Consider the following 16,700-nt stretch of genomic DNA (forward strand, 5'->3'; position numbering starts at 1 on the left):
CAGGCGTTTGACAGCCTGTTAACAGCGAGGCGGCATGACGATAAAACCAGAGATGATGAGCCGCATTGAAGCGACCTTCAGCCAGCTCACGCCAAGTGAAAAACGCGTGGCGAGCTGGATGCTGGCGCATGGCGCGCAAATCCCGTTCGAAACAGCGGAAAGCGTTGCCCTGGCGACCGGTACCAGCGGGATCACCGTGGGCCGCTTCCTGCGTAAGCTCGGCTATCGCAATCTGGAAGACGCCAAAAAAAGTCTGCGCGATCCTTATCAGCCCTGGGGAATGAACGATCGCCTCGACTCCTGGCAACAGCAGCGCCCGCTCTCTGACCGCGTTCAGCATTCGTTATCGCTCGAAGTGGACGCCATTACCCAGGTTTATCAGCTGGCGCAAAGTGACACCTTTAAACAGGTCGTTCACCGTTTAACCCATGCTGATGCCGTATTCGTGCTGGGGATCCAGTCTACGCGCGGGATAGCCAACGCTTTCTTCAGCCATCTGGAATATCTGCGCCCGCGCGTCAGCTATTCGGAAGGGTTATCCGGCAGCTGGGTTGAGTCACTGAACTCCGGGTTTGCGCACCCCTATATCGTGCTCACCGATACCCGCGCCTATTCTGCCATCGCCCGTCAGTACTGCCGCGTGGCGAGTGAAAAGAACATTCCCATGGCGCTTATCACCGACATCTGGTGCCCGTGGGCGCGGGATTATCCTGTCGATCTGCTCCAGGTGAAAACCGATACCGGTCATTTCTGGGATTCGCTGGCACCGGTGAGCTGTTTGTTCAACCTGCTGCTGTCGGGCGTGGTGGAAGCGCTGGGTGATGCGCTCCCGGCGCGTCTGGCAGTCAACCGACAATTACAACAAGAGTTTGGTCAATTCGAACGCTAAAGGAGCGGAGCTATGCCCGAAGAGTGTCAACTGGTTGATGTGGCGAAAACCTTCCCCACGCTGCATATCGATCTCAAATACGCGACGGCCGACAACATTACCGGCCACCCTATCTATCGGGAAGCCTTGTGCCTGCTACATCCCGATGCCACTACCGCGCTGGCGAAGGCGATCAGCATCGCCACGCTCGCCGGGCTGAAACTGGTGGTGTACGACGCCTACCGGCCACAGCAGGCTCAGGCGCAACTCTGGGACGCATGCCCGGACCCGGAATATGTGGTCGATGTGGCCATTGGCTCTAATCACAGTCGTGGTACCGCCATCGATGTCACCCTGATGGACGAGCGCGACAACGTACTGGATATGGGGGCCGGTTTTGACGAAATGCACGACCGCTCACACCCCTATCACCCCTCAGTGCCACCGCAGGCACAGCGTAACCGACTGCTGCTCAACGCCATTATGTTTGGCGGCGGCTTTGTCGGGATCAGCAGCGAATGGTGGCACTTTGAGCTACCGAACGCCGCCAGCTACCCCCTTCTTGACGATCGTTTTGACTGTTTTCCGTTGACGCACACATCCCTTTAAATCTGGAGCTTTGCTATGAAAACAACGATTCTGACCACTTTGATCGCCGCTACACTGGCCATGAGCGCCCCCGCAGTGCTGGCTGCAGTGCCAAAAGATATGCTGGTGATCGGTAAGGCTGCCGACCCGCAAACGCTCGATCCTGCAGTAACCATTGATAACAACGACTGGACCGTGACCTATCCGTCATATCAGCGTCTGGTAAAATATAAACCCGGAACCACCGAGATTGAAGGCGATCTGTCGACCGGCTGGAAAGCCTCCGACGACCAGAAAGAGTGGACTTTCACCCTGACGGATAACGCAAAATTTTCCGACGGAACGCCAGTCACTGCCGAAGCGGTCAAGCTCTCCTTTGAGCGTCTGCTGAAGTTAAGCCAGGGGCCGTCTGAAGCCTTCCCGAAAGATTTAAAAGTGGATGTGGTGGATGAGCACACCGTGAAATTCACCTTAAGTCAGCCGTTTGCGCCATTCCTGTATACCCTGGCGAACGACGGGGCGTCGATCATTAACCCTGCCGTACTCAAAGCCAATGCCGCCGATGATGCGCGCGGCTTCCTGGCGCAAAACACTGCAGGCTCCGGGCCGTTTATGCTGAAAAGCTGGCAAAAAGGTCAGCAGCTGGTGCTGGTGCCGAACCCGCACTGGCCGGGAAATAAACCGCACTTTAAGCGAGTCTCAGTGAAGATTATCGGTGAGAGCGCATCGCGTCGCCTGCAACTTTCTCGCGGCGATCTGGATATCGCCGATTCCCTGCCGGTAGATCAGCTTTCCGCCCTGAAGCAGGAAGGCAAAGTGGCTGTCGCGGAATACCCCTCTCTGCGCGTGACCTATCTGTATCTCAATAACAGCAAAGCGCCGCTGAACCAGGTGGATCTGCGTCGTGCTGTCTCCTGGGCGACGGATTATCAGGGCATGGTGAAAGGCATCCTTAGCGGGAATGGTAAGCAGATGCGCGGCCCAATCCCGGACGGCATGTGGGGCTTTGACGCAACTGCCATGCAGTACAGCTTTGATGAAGCCAAAGCCAAAGACGCGCTGGAGAAGGTTAAAGACAAACCGGCCAGCCTGACCTTCCTCTATTCCGATAACGATCCGAACTGGGAGCCTATCGCCCTGTCCACCCAGGCCAGCCTCGGTAAGCTCGGGATTAACGTCAAACTGGAAAAACTGGCTAATGCCACCATGCGTGACCGCGTCGGAAAAGGCGATTACGACATTGCTATCGGCAACTGGAGCCCTGACTTCGCCGACCCGTACATGTTCATGAACTACTGGTTTGAGTCGGACAAAAAAGGGCTGCCAGGTAACCGCTCGTTCTATGAGAACAAAGAGGTCGATTCCTTGTTGCAGGCAGCGCTGAAAACCACCGACCAGGCGGAACGCACCAAAGATTACCAGCAGGCGCAAAAGATTGTGATCGACGAGGCCGCCTATGTGTATCTGTTCCAGAAGAACTACCAGCTGGCGATGAACAAAGAGGTGAAAGGCTTCACCTTTAACCCGATGCTTGAGCAGGTGTTCAACATCGACACCATGAGCAAGTAACTGTCCGGGCCGGGGAGAAGCATATGACGTTCTGGAGCATTGTGCGCCAGCGCTGCTGGGGATTACTCCTGGTAGTGGCAGGTGTCTGTATCATCACTTTTATCATTTCGCACCTGATCCCCGGCGATCCGGCTCGCCTGCTGGCCGGTGACCGCGCCAGCGACGAAATTGTGCAGAGTATTCGTCAGCAGCTTGGGCTGGATCAACCGCTCTATATCCAGTTCGGTCGCTATGTGGATGCCCTTGTACACGGCGATTTGGGGACATCTATCCGCACTGGTCGCCCGGTAGCGGAAGATTTAAAAGCCTTCTTCCCGGCTACCCTTGAGCTGGCATTTTGCTCCTTACTGCTGGCGCTGGTTATCGGTGTCCCACTGGGCATTTTATCGGCGGTTTACCGTAACCGCTGGCTCGACCATCTGGTGCGCCTGATGGCGATGACCGGGATCTCCACCCCGGCATTCTGGCTCGGGCTTGGCGTCATCGTGCTGTTCTACGGGCATCTGCAAATCCTGCCCGGTGGTGGCAGGCTGGACGACTGGCTCGACCCGCCCGCACACGTAACCGGATTTTATCTGGTGGACGCGCTGCTCGAAGGCAACGGCGAGGTCTTTTTTAATGCCCTGCAACACCTGATTTTACCCTCGCTGACCCTGGCATTCGTGCATCTGGGAATCGTGGCGCGCCAGGTACGTTCCGCCATGCTGGAACAGCTGAGTGAGGATTACATTCGTACCGCCCGCGCAAGCGGGTTACCGGGATGGTACATCGTTTTACGTTACGCCTTACCCAACGCGATGATCCCGTCCATCACCGTGCTTGGTCTGGCCCTTGGCGACCTGCTCTATGGCGCAGTATTAACCGAAACCGTCTTTGCCTGGCCGGGTATGGGCGCATGGGTAGTGACCTCTATCCAGGCGCTCGACTTCCCCGCCGTGATGGGCTTTGCCGTAGTGGTGTCGCTGGCTTACGTTTTCGTGAATCTGGTGGTTGATCTTCTCTATCTGTGGATTGATCCCCGCATCGGGCGCGGAGGTGCCGAATGATGTTAACCCAGGAAACGCCCGTCCCCGTTAAAAGCAACAAACCGCGCATCGACTGGGCAAAACTGTTCTGGTTGCTGCGTAAAAGCCCGCTTACGATGATTGGCGGAATGATTATGTTCCTGATGCTGGCGTTAATGCTCACCTCGCCGTGGCTTGTGCCTCACGATCCTAATGCCCTGGATCTGACCGCACGATTACAGGCACCTTCGGCGCTACACTGGTTTGGCACCGATGAAGTGGGCCGCGATCTGTTCAGCCGCGTGCTGGTGGGAAGCCAGCAGTCAATCACTGCCGGGCTTGCCGTGGTGGTGATTGCCGGCGGGATTGGTTCGCTGCTGGGCTGTTTATCCGGGGTGCTGGGTGGACGAGGAGACGCCATCATCATGCGGGTCATGGATATCATGCTGTCGATCCCTTCCCTGGTCCTGACCATGGCGCTGGCAGCGGCACTTGGCCCCAGCCTGTTTAATGCCATGCTGGCCATTGCGATTGTGCGCATTCCGTTTTACGTGCGCCTGGCACGCGGGCAGACGCTGGTGGTGCGCCAGTTTACCTATGTGCAGGCTGCACGGACGTTTGGCGCATCGCGCTGGCATCTGATCAGCTGGCATATCCTGCGTAACGCCCTGCCGCCGCTGATTGTCCAGGCCTCGCTGGATATCGGCAGCGCGATCCTGATGGCGGCCACGCTGGGGTTCATTGGTTTAGGTGCCCAGCAACCCACGGCGGAATGGGGGGCGATGGTGGCTGTGGGCCGTAACTATGTCCTCGACCAGTGGTGGTACTGCGCGTTTCCCGGGGCGGCCATTCTGATCACCGCCGTGGGCTTCAACCTGTTTGGCGACGGTATCCGCGATCTGCTTGACCCGAAATCAGGAGGGAAACAGTGATGAGCGAATCAGTTTTATCCATTGACGATTTACACCTCAGCTTCCCGGTGTTTCGCGGTGAAGTCCACGCGTTAAACCATGTGTCGCTTGAGATCAAACGCGGCGAAATTGTCGGCGTGGTGGGCGAGTCCGGTTCCGGGAAATCGGTGACGGCGATGCTGGCCATGCGGCTATTGCCGGAGGGGAGCTATCACGTTCACCACGGGCAGGTGACACTGCTGGGTGAAGATGTGCTGAACGCTTCGGAAAAGCAGCTGCGCCAGTGGCGCGGGGCAAAAGTAGCGATGATATTCCAGGAACCGATGACGGCGCTCAACCCTACAAGGCGCATTGGCAAGCAGATGGTGGAGGTTATCCGTCAGCACCAGCCTCTGTCGCGCCGCGACGCGCAGAAGAAAGCCATTTCGCTGCTGGAAGAGATGCAAATCCCGGATGCAGGCGAAGTGATGGATCGTTATCCGTTCGAGCTTTCCGGCGGGATGCGCCAGAGGGTGATGATTGCCCTTGCCTTTTCCTGCGAGCCAGAGCTGATTATTGCCGATGAACCCACTACCGCGCTGGACGTAACCGTACAATTGCAGGTGTTGCGGTTGCTTAAGCATAAAGCCCGCGCCAGCGGCACGTCGGTGCTGTTTATCAGCCATGATATGGCGGTGGTGTCGCAACTCTGCGATCGTCTGTATGTGATGTACGCCGGCAGCGTCATTGAGAGCGGAACCACCCAGACGATTATCCACCACCCGGTTCATCCGTATTCCATTGGGCTGTTGCAGTGTGCGCCGGAAAACGGTGAACCGCGCGACATGCTGCCTGCCATTCCCGGTACGGTGCCGAATCTGACCCGTTTACCGCAGGGCTGTGCTTTCCGTGAACGCTGTTTTGCCGCGGGAGCAAAATGCACCGACACGCCACGTTTAACGCCAAATGGCGCACAGGGCCAGCTGGCAGCGTGCTGGTATCCACAACTGGAGGAACGCCATGTCTGACATTTTGCTCGAACTGGCCCATGTGCACGTGAATTTCCCGGCCCGTAAAAACTGGTTGGGCCGCGTAACGGAACAGGTTCACGCTCTCAACGGGATGGATCTGCAAATCCACAAAGGAGAAACGCTGGGCATTGTTGGGGAGTCCGGCTGCGGGAAAAGCACTCTGGCACAGTTACTGATGGGGATGCTCAGACCAAGCACAGGAGATTGTCACCGGACCAACAGCGCCAGCGGGATGCAGATGGTGTTTCAGGATCCGCTCTCGTCTCTCGACCCGCGCCTGCCGGTCTGGCGCATTATTACCGAGCCCGTTTGGGTACAAAAACGCAGCAGCGAGCGCGAACGCCGTCAGCTTGCGGAAAACCTGGCCCAACAGGTGGGCATTCGCGCGGAATATCTCGACAGGCTGCCACATGCGTTTTCCGGCGGGCAGCGTCAGCGCATCGCCATTGCCCGTGCGCTCTCATCCGATCCGGATATCATCGTGCTGGATGAACCCACCAGCGCGCTGGATATTTCCGTCCAGGCGCAGATCCTGAATCTGCTGGTCAGGTTGCAACAGCAGCGTAATCTCACCTATGTGCTGATCTCACATAACGTCTCCGTCGTGCGGCATATGAGCGACCGGGTAGCAGTGATGTATCTGGGGCAAATTGTCGAGTTAGGCCCTGCACAGCAGGTGCTGAACCAGCCGTGCCACCCGTACACCCAGCTGTTGCTCGATTCCGTCCCCAGAACCGGCGAACCGCTGGATGACAGCCTGGCGCTGCGAAAAACGGAGCTGCCAGGTAACCGGCATCTTCCTGCAGGCTGCTATTTTCGCGATCGCTGTCCACTGGCGACCGAAGGTTGCCAGGTGCCGCAGTCGTTGCAACCCGCCGCCGATGGACGCGCCGTGCGTTGCTGGCGTAAAGTCACCTGATGCGAATTGTTCTTTTTCTGGTCTGTTTACCCGTTTATGCCTGTGCGGCACAGCTTGTGCCGCCGCCGGGTTTTGCCAAACCGTTACCCCACACCGGGCACGGTAACTGTGTCACGCTCCCTGCGCCTTACACCGCAGATCTGGTGTTTCGTAGCAAATACGAAGGATCTGACAGTGCCCGCGCCACGCTCAATCCTGAAGCTGAAAAAGCCTTTCGTGACGAAACCAAACCGATAACCGATTTTGAACGCGGCATTTCGCAGATGATCTGGCGCTATAAATACACCGGTGATGCGAAAACGCGGGACTGTATCCTGAGCGGCTTTAAACAGTGGGCTGACGCCAACGCCCTGACCTCTGCGCACACCAACCATACCGGGCGGTCGATGCGTAAATGGGCGCTGGCAACCCTTGCTACCGGCTGGGTTGAACTGAAATTTATGCCCGGTTCGCCGTTAAAAGAGAATGCAGATATTGAACGCTGGTTAGCCTTGCTGGCCGACAAGGTTGTGCAGGACTGGGACGGGGTGCCGTTGGCCAAAACCAATAACCACAGCTACTGGGCCGCCTGGTCAGTGATGGCCGCGTCAGTGGCGTTAAACAGGCGGGATTTATTTAACTGGTCGGTAAAAGAGTACCGCATCGCCGCCGGGCAGATTGAAGCGGATGGCACCTTACCCAACGAACGTAAACGCCGCGAGCGGGCGGCGGCGTACCACAATTACGCCCTGCAACCGCTGGTCATGATCGCAAGCTTTGCGCAGGCCAACAGAGTTGACCTGTTACCTGAAAACCAATACGCCCTGCAACGCCTGGCAAACTGGGTTTTGCAGCATGATAACCGCAATGTGGTCTGGCTTGCGCCTTACTGCACCCTGACAAAATGTGACAGCGTCACGCTTTCACTGCGCGATGCCAGTCATACACAAAAAAATCGCCGCATGGGCGGCGATTTAACAGTGCTTTACCAGCCTTAAATCTGGGCCATACCGCCGTCGACAAACAGTTCAGTGGCATTGATAAAGCTGGCGGCATCAGAGGCCAAAAACGCCACCGCTTTACCCACTTCCCCAGGCGCACCTAAGCGACCCAACGGAACTTGCGCGGCAAGTGCATCGTACAAGCCCTGGCGGTGTTCTTCCGGAACTAAATCGCCAAGGCCAGGCGTTTTGATTGGGCCAGGGCTCACCACATTGACGCGGATCCCACGGCCTTGCAGATCCAGCGCCCACGAGCGGGCAAAGTTACGCACGGCCGCTTTACTGGCGCTGTAGACGCTGAAGTTTGCCGTACCTTTAATCGACACTGTAGAGCCTGTCAGAATGATGGACGAGCCGGTTGAGAGCAGCGGCAGCGCTTTTTGCACGGTAAACAGCACGCCACGCACGTTAGTGCCAAATATTCTGTCAAACTGCTCTTCAGTGATGGCGCCTAACGGCAGCATGTCACCACCACCGGCGTTGGCGAACAGGATATCAAGGCGGCCAGCCTCTTTGGCAATCTGCGCATACACCAGGTCGAGGTCAGACAATTTTGAAACGTCAGCACGGATACCCACCGCAGCGGCACCAATTTCGGCGGTCGCCGCATCCAGTTCTGCCTGACGGCGGCCAGTGATATAAACTTTTGCGCCCTGTGCTGCCAGCTCCTGTGCGGTGGCCAGACCAATACCTGTGCTACCGCCAGTGACCAGTGCAATTTTACCTGAGAGATTTTTATTCATGTGATTCACCTTCTGTTATGTGGGGTAGATGCCAGCAAAAACGGTTGAAGGGGCTTTCGCTTGCGTTGAAATCACTTTAGCGCTTGCGTGATTAGTGAAAAACCAGCAAAAATGAAAATGACTATTCACACACAGAAATAATCAGGGGGATTGCAGAGTGGATCAGTTAATGGCTATGCGCGAGTTTACCCGCGTGGTAGAAACCGGGAGTTTTACCCAGGCAGCAGATTCACTGAACATGCCCATTGCGACCCTGAGCAAGCTGGTGAAGTCGCTTGAAACCCATCTTGAGGTGCGTTTGCTGCACCGTACTACGCGTCGGGTGGTGAGCACACCGGAGGGCGAGGAATATTACGAAAAAGCCCTGCGCGTGCTGATTGATATCGAAGATATTGACACCTCGTTTCGCGTAACACGCAGCACGCCGAAGGGACATCTGCGCATTGATGTCGGGGGCTCAACCGCCCGGGATGTTCTGATCCCCCTGCTGCCCGATTTTATGCAACGCTACCCGGATATCCGCATTGATCTGGGCGTGGCGGATCGCCCTGTCGATTTGATTAGCGGCAATGTGGACTGCGTGATCCGTGGCGGCCCGCTCAATGACTCCACCCTTATCGCCCGCCATATTGGTGATGCTGAAATGGTCACCTGTACCACGCCAGATTATCTGAAAAAATACGGTATCCCGGCGTATCCGGAGGAACTGCGTAATGGCCACAGGCTGATCAGTTATTTATCACCGGCAACTGGCAGACCCTTTCCGTTCCGTTTTCGCGAAAACGGCGAGGCGCGGGAAATTACTGCCCCACACTATCTGGGAGTGAATGAAAGCAACGCCCACCTCGCGGCATCGGTCGCCGGCTTAGGCATTATCCAGACCTTTGCTTATTCCGTTAAAACACATCTGAAAGACGGCTCGATGGTTGAAATCCTCCAGGCATGGCGCCCGGCAGCGTATCCATTTCATGTGGTCTATCCGCAAAACAGACACCTGACGCATCGTTTACGCGTATTTATTAGCTGGCTTGGTGAGGTATTCCCGACGGGGTTAAAGGGATAGCCGGGGTGGCCCCGGCTCTTACTTAGTTAAGCTTATAATCCAGCGAGATCTCTGCTTTCAGTACCTGTGATACAGGGCAACCCGCTTTGGCTTTCTGGATAATGCCGTCGAACTGCTGCGGATCAATGCCTGGCACCGTAACCTGACTTTGCAGCGCAATTTTGCTTATTGCAAAACCACTGTCTGTTTTATCCAGCGACACATCCGCTGTGGTTTCGATGGAATCTGCGGTGTAGCCCGCTTCACCCAGCATCAACGACAGCGCCATAGAAAAACAGGCTGCGTGCGCTGCACCAATCAGCTCTTCCGGGTTGGTACCTTTGGCGCCTTCGAAACGGGTGTTGAAGCCGTAAGGTTGTTGGTTAAGAACGCCACTCTCTGTAGAAACCGTCCCTTTTCCGCGTTTAATGTCGCCAGACCAGTGTGCCGAACCGTGTTTATGAATCGTCATCGTCGCTCTCCTTTTGCCTACAAAGGGTTAAGTATAGACAACGCATTTTTCGTAATGCCGAACACGGAATATTCTCACTTCGCATGTAAACAAACCGCATCCGGCCGGGATAGCGTGAAGCAGGAACAGGATATCAGGCGCTTAAGGTGCTCATGTCGATGACAAAACGGTACTTCACATCACTTTTCAGCATTCTTTCGAAGGCATCATTGATCTCATCCATTTTGATCACTTCCACATCGGCAGTAATTCCGTGTTCACCACAGAAATCGAGCATCTCCTGAGTTTCGGCAATGCCGCCAATGCACGAGCCTGCCACTGACTTGCGCCCCAGGATCAGCGGCAAAGTGCTTACCGGTGGGTTATCGCCAAGGAAGCCGACAAACACCAGGGTGCCATCGAGCGTTAAGGTCGACATATAAGGGTTAATATCGTGAACGTACGGCACGGTGTCGATAATCAGGTCGAACTGATTCGCCACCGACTGCATCTGATCTGCATCCGTTGAGTAGACGATATGGTCAGCTCCAAGTCGGCGGGCGTCCGCTTCTTTCCCGGGTGAACGGGTAAAGAGCGTAACCTCTGCGCCCAGACCATGCGCCAGCTTGATGGCCATATGCCCAAGCCCGCCCAAGCCAATAACGGCGACTTTACTGCCCTTGCCAACATTCCAGTGGCGCAGCGGCGACCAGGTAGTGATCCCTGCACAGAGTAACGGTGCTGCGCCTTTCAGGTCGATACCTTGCGGGATGTGAAGCACAAAGGCTTCGCTGGCGATAATCGTTTGGGAATAGCCGCCGTAAGTGGGCTGGTGATCGTGACGATCGTGACCGTTATAGGTTTGAACATTGCCCTCTTCACAATACTGCTCAAGCCCCTGTTGACACGGATTACATTCACGGCAGGAATCAACCATGCAACCAATACCGGCCAGATCTCCCGCTTTAAATTTTGTGACACTGTCACCTACAGAGACAACCCGGCCGATAACTTCATGGCCCGGCACGATAGGATATTCGCTGAATCCCCAGTTGTTACGCGCCTGATGCAAATCGGAATGACAAACGCCGCAGTACAAAATCTCGATAACAACGTCGTCAGGACGTGGCTCGCGGCGGTCAAAGGTGAAGGGAGCCAGTGGCGCGGTTGGTGTTTTTGCTGCATAACCCAATACTTTCATCTCTTTACCTCATTTCATGGCAATGCGCAGAAGGAACCGTACAACGCTACTGCCCCCCCGGCGCGCTGACTATGGATAAAAGTGGCATAGCGTAATGAGCGTAGCTCATGAATTAGCGCAGGTTGCGGGTAAGCTCATCAAGAAACACGCGTAATGCCGCAGGCTGATATTCACGTGACTGATATATACCGTAAATAGCGAGCGACTTAGGCGTGAAGGACGTAAGCACCGGCACTAACCGCCCTGATGCCAGCGCGGCCTGGGCTTCTCGTTCCGGCAGCATGGCGATGCCACAATGCTGAATCGCCGACTCCATCAACAGCGACGAGATACTTGCGCTAAGATTCCCGCTAACAGCCACGCTCACCGGTTCACCCTCGTCAGTGACAAAGTGCCAGGATTGCCCGGCAAAGAAGCTGTAATGCAGGCAGTTATGCTCCGCCAGTTCCTCCAGACACTGCGGCGTGCCCCGCGCGGCCAGATATTGCGGTGAAGCACACAGCACCGAGCGACACTCCCCCAGACGCCGGGCAATCATTCCGGGCTCGGGGTTATCGGTTATGCGGATAGCCACATCAATACGCTCACCCACCAGGCTCACCGGGTGGTTATTCACATCCAGCTCGACTCGCAGTTGCGGGTAGCGTGCCAGCAGTTCAGGCAACACAGGGGCAATCATATGCATTGCGGTAAAATGCGCGCAGGCGACCCGTAGCGTGCCCGACGGTAAATCTTTGGCGGACTGATCTTCTATTTCCTGGGAAATTTGCGAGAGCGAGCGCGTTTTCAGCAACACTTTTTCCCCCGCCGCCGTCAGCGTCAGTTTGCGCGTGGAACGGTTTACCAGCCGTGTTCCGGCCCACTTTTCCATCTGTTCCAGATAACGGCTGACCATCGGACGTGAGATCCCAAGCGAGCGCGAGGCGGCGCTCAGACTTCCCAGTTCGCATATCCGGTTATAGACCTGGGCGGCGATAACGCGATCCATGTAGTACTCCATCTGCTCGATTTATGAAACTAAGCATGTCTTGTTTCAGGAATTCTGGCAAATGCAGAAATCCATACAATAGAGACTTTCCTGAATAACAGAGACATGATGATGAAGCTCACCCGCCTTGCTGTACTGTGCACCCTTTTTACGCCGGCTGTTTTCGCCGCGCCGTTAACCATTGATAGCTACAACCCGCAGGAAAAAGGCATTTTTGCCGTCTCTTCCACGCTGGTGTCCGGGCCAACTGAAGCGGTGTTGTTTGATGCCCAGTTCAGCGTGAAAGACGGCGAGCAACTGGTCGACAAAATTCGTCGCAGCGGCAAAACGCTCAATAAGATTGTGATCACCTCCGGTGATCCTGATTTCTATTTTGGCCTGCAACCGCTGGTAAAAGCCTTCCCTGACGCCAAAGTAGTGGCGACGCAAAAAGTGGTTGATCACATTAAGGCCACCAAAGACGCCAAACTTGCGTTCTGGGGCCCGCAGATGAAAGACGGTGCGCCAACCACGCTGGTGGTGCCGCAGGTTATCGCCTCGACAACCTTTATGGTTGATGGCGAAAAAATCGATATTGAGCAACCCGACAGCTATGCAGCATATGTGTGGATCCCGTCAGCAAAAACCATACTGGGCGGCACTGGGGTTTCATGGGGAATTCACGTCTGGACTGCCGATACCCAGAGCAAAGAGAGCCGTCAGCAGTGGCAACAGACGCTGGACAGCATGGCTGCACATAAACCTGAGCGCGTGATCCCTGGGCATTATCTTGGCACACCGCCGGTCGGAAGCGAGGCCATTGCCTTTACCCGTCAGTATCTGGCGCAGTTTGAACAAGCACTGGCGCAACATAAAGATTCCGCAGGCGTGATTAATGCAATGAAAACCCAGTGGCCAAACCTGGCCGAAGCCAGTTCCCTGGAGCTGAGCGCCAAAGTGAATACCGGCGAAATGAAGTGGTAATGTGAAAATCTGCTAAGCTGGATTGGCAACCTAAGGGGTTACATTTCTTCCGCACACGCGGAGTTGTCCTTAAAACTATCAACAGGATTGAGGAGTACGCATGAAATCGAACCGTAAGGCACGCCATATTCTGGGACTGAACTACAAGATTTCTAACCACAAAAAAATGGTTATCGAAGATAGCCATGAAACGGTTATCGCTCATGCAACGGGCAGAAAACGCCACGCTGACAAGTAAGTTTCCGCTTATGACGCACAACACCATCGGCAACACCGATGGTGTTTTTGTTTATGTGTTGCGGTAATTAACATTCAGCTCCTCTATAATACTGCCCGACCGAAACCCGCAGCACAGGCCAGAAAGATGACAACCGCAGTGTCAGGGACGGATCTTCAAAAAAGAGTGAGTGACATGGACAATAAACTGAAAAAACATCGTTCCCTATATATTCCCTATGCCGGACCCGTTCTGCTTGAATTCCCCCTGCTTAACAAAGGCAGCGCCTTCAGCATGGAAGAGCGCGGCAGTTTCAACCTGCTCGGCCTGTTACCAGAAGTGGTTGAAACTATCGAGGAACAGGCTGAACGCGCCTGGATCCAGTATCAAGGCTTCAAAACCGAAATCGATAAGCACATCTATCTGCGTAACATCCAGGATACTAACGAAACCCTGTTCTATCGTCTGGTGCAAAACCATCTCGAAGAGATGATGCCGGTTATCTACACCCCAACGGTGGGTGCGGCGTGTGAGCGTTTCTCTGAAATCTACCGTCGTTCCCGCGGCGTGTTTATCTCTTATCAGAACCGTCACAACATGGATGACATTCTGCAAAACGTGCCAAACCACAATATCAAAGTGATCGTGGTAACTGACGGCGAACGTATTCTGGGCCTGGGTGACCAGGGCATCGGCGGGATGGGCATTCCAATCGGTAAGCTGTCGTTGTACACCGCGTGCGGCGGTATCAGCCCGGCGTATACCCTGCCAGTAGTGCTGGATGTCGGAACCAACAACCAGCAGTTGCTGAACGATCCGCTGTACATGGGCTGGCGTCATCCGCGTATTACCGACGACGAGTACTATCAGTTTGTCGATGATTTTATCCAGGCCGTGAAGCACCGCTGGCCGGATGTGCTGCTGCAATTCGAAGATTTTGCGCAGAAAAACGCCATGCCGCTGCTGAACCGCTATCGCGATGAGATTTGCTCTTTCAACGACGATATTCAGGGTACTGCGTCCGTGACCGTTGGCACGTTGATCGCCGCCAGCCGTGCGGCAGGCAGCCAACTCAGTTATCAGAAAATCGTCTTCCTGGGAGCAGGTTCGGCGGGTTGCGGTATCGCCGAACAGATTATCGCCCAGACCCAGCGTGAAGGCTTAAGCGAAGAGCTGGCGCGCTCCCGTGTCTTTATGGTCGACCGTTTTGGCCTGCTGACCGACGCAATGCCAAACCTGCTGCCGTTCCAGACCAAGCTGGTGCAAAAACGCGATAACCTGAAAAACTGGGATACCAATAGCGAAGTGTTGTCCCTGCTGGACGTGGTACGCAACGTGAAGCCGGATATTCTTATCGGCGTTTCCGGGCAAACGGGTCTCTTCACCGAAGAGATTATTCGTGAGATGCACAAACACTGCGAACGCCCTATCGTGATGCCGCTCTCTAACCCGACCTCACGCGTGGAAGCAACCCCGCAGGACATCATCGCCTGGACCGAAGGCAATGCGCTGGTTGCCACCGGTAGCCCGTTTGATCCGGTGGTGTGGAAGGATAAAACCTACCCAATCGCCCAGTGCAACAACTCCTACATCTTCCCGGGAATTGGTCTGGGGGTTATTGCTTCCGGTGCATCGCGCATTACCGACGAAATGCTGATGTCTGCCAGTGAAACGCTGGCGAAGCACTCGCCGCTGGTCAATAACGGTGAAGGCCTGGTGTTGCCAGAGCTGAAAGACATTCACAAGGTGTCCCGCGCTATCGCCTTCGCGGTGGGCAAAATGGCGCAGCAGCAAGGCGTGGCGATCAAAACCTCTGCCGATGCGCTGCAACAAGCCATCGACGATAACTTCTGGATGCCGGAATACCGGAGTTATCGCCGTACCTCCATCTAAATATACCCCTTCCCCCTACCTCTCTCCCCAAAGTGGAGAGAGGTAGGGGGAACACCCCCACCCTTTTTGGGCGAACATCAATTCTCTTCGCATCTCCCCCTGCCTCATCGGTTATTGAAAAAATCAATGCCAAACAGCAATACATATCTAATTGAAATATAACTATTTTGCATAACACTTTTGGCCTAATAACTTGATTCTTTTAAGAGTTTAGTAACGTTTTTTATCACTAAAATCATTAATTGAAAAAGGAGTTTTGAAATGGCAATTCCGGCATATCTTTGGCTAAAAGATGACGGCGGCGCAGATATTAAAGGCGCTGTTGATGTGCAAGACCGCGAGGGAAGTATTGAGGTGTTGGGGTTCGGACATGGCCTGCATCTGCCGACAGATAACATGACGGGAAAAATAACGGGTACACGCGTGCATAGTGCGCTGGTATTTGAAAAGGAGTTCGATAGTTCCAGCCCTTACTTATACAAGGCAGTTGCAAAAGGCCAAACGCTGAAAAGTGCCGAGTTTAAGTGGTATAAAATCAACGATGCGGGTCAGGAGGTAGAATACTTCAACATGTACCTGGAGAACGTTAAAGTTGTCTCAATATGCCCGGTGATGCACGATGTAAAAAATCTGACAATGGAAAAACACAACCATCTTGAAAATATTTCCCTGCGTTATGAGAAAATCACATGGCGGCATTGCGATGGTAATATTATCTTTGCTGATTCATGGAATGATAGATCATGAATCTTCTACAGTGCTATTTCTACCTCAACGGCGGTAAGTACGCAACATTGTCTGTGCCAGGAGTGGGCTTTTTTCCTGCCTTTTCAGGGAATGGTAACGCAACAAATCATCCAGAAAGCGCGAATATTCCCGACATCGGGCCTTTGCCACCTGGCCGCTATTACATACTATTACGTGGATTAGGTGGTTGGTATACTCAAACAAAGGACAGTGTTAATGCATTTTTCACTGGTTCGAATCGGAGCGAGTGGTTTGCATTGTATCGCGATGACGGATTGCTGAACGATGAGACTTTTGTGAATGGGATAAGGCGAGGTGAATTCAGATTACACCCTATCGGGCCATCTGGATTAAGCAAGGGGTGTATCACGCTTTATAGTCAGAGCGATTTTAAGATTCTGGCATCAGCCTTACTTCGAACGGGAGGGCAGCAATTGGGAAATTATATGATTGCTCACGGCGTTGTGCAGGTATATTAATGAAGGTGGCACTCCTGGTATTTCTATGGTTTACAGTAGTATTTCTGTCACTACTGGTACTATATAAAGCTATTCCACCGGAAACGCAGTACTCTTTTGCGGAGCATTTTGAAATATATGGTGACGA

Annotated in this window: 18 protein-coding genes; 14 read left to right on the plus strand and 4 right to left on the minus strand. The window is 54.4% G+C overall.

All coding sequences use genetic code 11. The features are described 5' to 3' along the window. Positions 1-34 precede the first annotated feature (34 nt). From HV107_RS23625 to HV107_RS23660, 8 genes are read left to right on the plus strand one after another with little or no spacing between them, the layout of a single operon-like run. Entirely contained in the window at positions 35-889 is an 855-nt protein-coding gene (locus HV107_RS23625; RefSeq protein ID WP_182061159.1) for a MurR/RpiR family transcriptional regulator, read from the plus strand. Between the two features lie 12 nt (positions 890-901). Further along, positions 902-1,477: a D-alanyl-D-alanine dipeptidase gene (gene ddpX / locus HV107_RS23630; RefSeq protein WP_182061160.1), complete on the plus strand. Its 576-nt coding sequence runs from the start codon at positions 902-904 to the stop codon at positions 1,475-1,477. Positions 1,478-1,492: 15 nt separating this feature from the next. After that, a complete protein-coding gene (locus HV107_RS23635) occupies positions 1,493-3,025 on the plus strand; it encodes an ABC transporter substrate-binding protein (protein WP_182061161.1) in 1,533 nt (510 codons plus the stop codon). Positions 3,026-3,048: 23 nt separating this feature from the next. Beyond that, a complete protein-coding gene (locus HV107_RS23640; protein ID WP_182061162.1) occupies positions 3,049-4,071 on the plus strand; it encodes an ABC transporter permease in 1,023 nt (340 codons plus the stop codon). Then, positions 4,068-4,961, plus strand: coding sequence for a D,D-dipeptide ABC transporter permease (gene ddpC, locus HV107_RS23645; protein ID WP_182061163.1), 894 nt, complete (start codon positions 4,068-4,070; stop codon positions 4,959-4,961). The genes HV107_RS23640 and ddpC overlap by 4 nt, the downstream gene beginning before the upstream one ends. Further along, positions 4,961-5,947, plus strand: a complete 987-nt coding sequence (locus HV107_RS23650; protein ID WP_014070331.1) for an ABC transporter ATP-binding protein — start codon at positions 4,961-4,963, stop codon at positions 5,945-5,947. Before ddpC ends, HV107_RS23650 begins: the two co-directional genes overlap by 1 nt. Continuing rightward, entirely contained in the window at positions 5,940-6,869 is a 930-nt protein-coding gene (locus HV107_RS23655; RefSeq protein WP_182061164.1) for an ABC transporter ATP-binding protein, read from the plus strand. Before HV107_RS23650 ends, HV107_RS23655 begins: the two co-directional genes overlap by 8 nt. Next, the gene (locus tag HV107_RS23660; protein WP_182061165.1) at positions 6,869-7,846 is read left to right on the plus strand and encodes a mannuronate-specific alginate lyase; all 978 of its coding nucleotides are present in this window, start codon (positions 6,869-6,871) and stop codon (positions 7,844-7,846) included. Before HV107_RS23655 ends, HV107_RS23660 begins: the two co-directional genes overlap by 1 nt. On the opposite strand, the gene HV107_RS23665 is transcribed toward HV107_RS23660, so the two are convergent. After that, positions 7,843-8,592, minus strand: coding sequence for an SDR family oxidoreductase (locus tag HV107_RS23665; protein WP_182061166.1), 750 nt, complete (start codon positions 8,590-8,592; stop codon positions 7,843-7,845). The genes HV107_RS23660 and HV107_RS23665 overlap by 4 nt on opposite strands. Positions 8,593-8,749: 157 nt before the next feature. Between HV107_RS23665 and HV107_RS23670 the strand changes: the two genes are divergently transcribed. After that, positions 8,750-9,655, plus strand: a complete 906-nt coding sequence (locus tag HV107_RS23670) for a LysR family transcriptional regulator (protein WP_182061167.1) — start codon at positions 8,750-8,752, stop codon at positions 9,653-9,655. A gap of 22 nt (positions 9,656-9,677) precedes the next feature. Here HV107_RS23670 and HV107_RS23675 read toward each other — a convergent pair whose 3' ends face one another. From HV107_RS23675 to HV107_RS23685, 3 genes are all read right to left on the minus strand, one after another. Continuing rightward, entirely contained in the window at positions 9,678-10,106 is a 429-nt protein-coding gene (locus HV107_RS23675) for an OsmC family protein (protein WP_182061168.1), read from the minus strand. A gap of 133 nt (positions 10,107-10,239) precedes the next feature. Further along, the gene (locus HV107_RS23680; protein WP_182061169.1) at positions 10,240-11,286 is read right to left on the minus strand and encodes an NAD(P)-dependent alcohol dehydrogenase; all 1,047 of its coding nucleotides are present in this window, start codon (positions 11,284-11,286) and stop codon (positions 10,240-10,242) included. A gap of 112 nt (positions 11,287-11,398) precedes the next feature. Then, a complete protein-coding gene (locus tag HV107_RS23685; protein ID WP_259349658.1) occupies positions 11,399-12,274 on the minus strand; it encodes a LysR family transcriptional regulator in 876 nt (291 codons plus the stop codon). 111 nt (positions 12,275-12,385) lie between these two features. On the opposite strand from HV107_RS23685, the gene HV107_RS23690 reads away from it, so the two are divergent. The 5 genes from HV107_RS23690 to HV107_RS23710 all read left to right on the plus strand — a co-directional run bounded on the left by HV107_RS23690 (position 12,386) and on the right by HV107_RS23710 (position 16,573). Further along, entirely contained in the window at positions 12,386-13,237 is an 852-nt protein-coding gene (locus HV107_RS23690) for a Vmh family MBL fold metallo-hydrolase (protein WP_182063581.1), read from the plus strand. Between the two features lie 100 nt (positions 13,238-13,337). Next, entirely contained in the window at positions 13,338-13,475 is a 138-nt protein-coding gene (sra, locus tag HV107_RS23695; RefSeq protein WP_182061171.1) for a stationary-phase-induced ribosome-associated protein, read from the plus strand. A gap of 174 nt (positions 13,476-13,649) precedes the next feature. Then, complete coding sequence (locus tag HV107_RS23700) at positions 13,650-15,347, plus strand: NAD-dependent malic enzyme (RefSeq protein ID WP_182061172.1); 1,698 nt, start codon at positions 13,650-13,652, stop codon at positions 15,345-15,347. Positions 15,348-15,608: 261 nt separating this feature from the next. Beyond that, positions 15,609-16,094 carry an Hcp family type VI secretion system effector gene (locus tag HV107_RS23705; protein ID WP_182061173.1) on the plus strand — a complete coding sequence of 162 codons (486 nt, stop codon included), beginning with the start codon at positions 15,609-15,611 and terminating at the stop codon, positions 16,092-16,094. Further along, positions 16,091-16,573 carry a DUF2778 domain-containing protein gene (locus tag HV107_RS23710; protein WP_182061174.1) on the plus strand — a complete coding sequence of 161 codons (483 nt, stop codon included), beginning with the start codon at positions 16,091-16,093 and terminating at the stop codon, positions 16,571-16,573. Before HV107_RS23705 ends, HV107_RS23710 begins: the two co-directional genes overlap by 4 nt. Positions 16,574-16,700 lie beyond the last annotated feature (127 nt).

The sequence above is a fragment of the Enterobacter sp. RHBSTW-00175 genome, from assembly GCF_013927005.1.
Lineage (GTDB): Bacteria > Pseudomonadota > Gammaproteobacteria > Enterobacterales > Enterobacteriaceae > Enterobacter.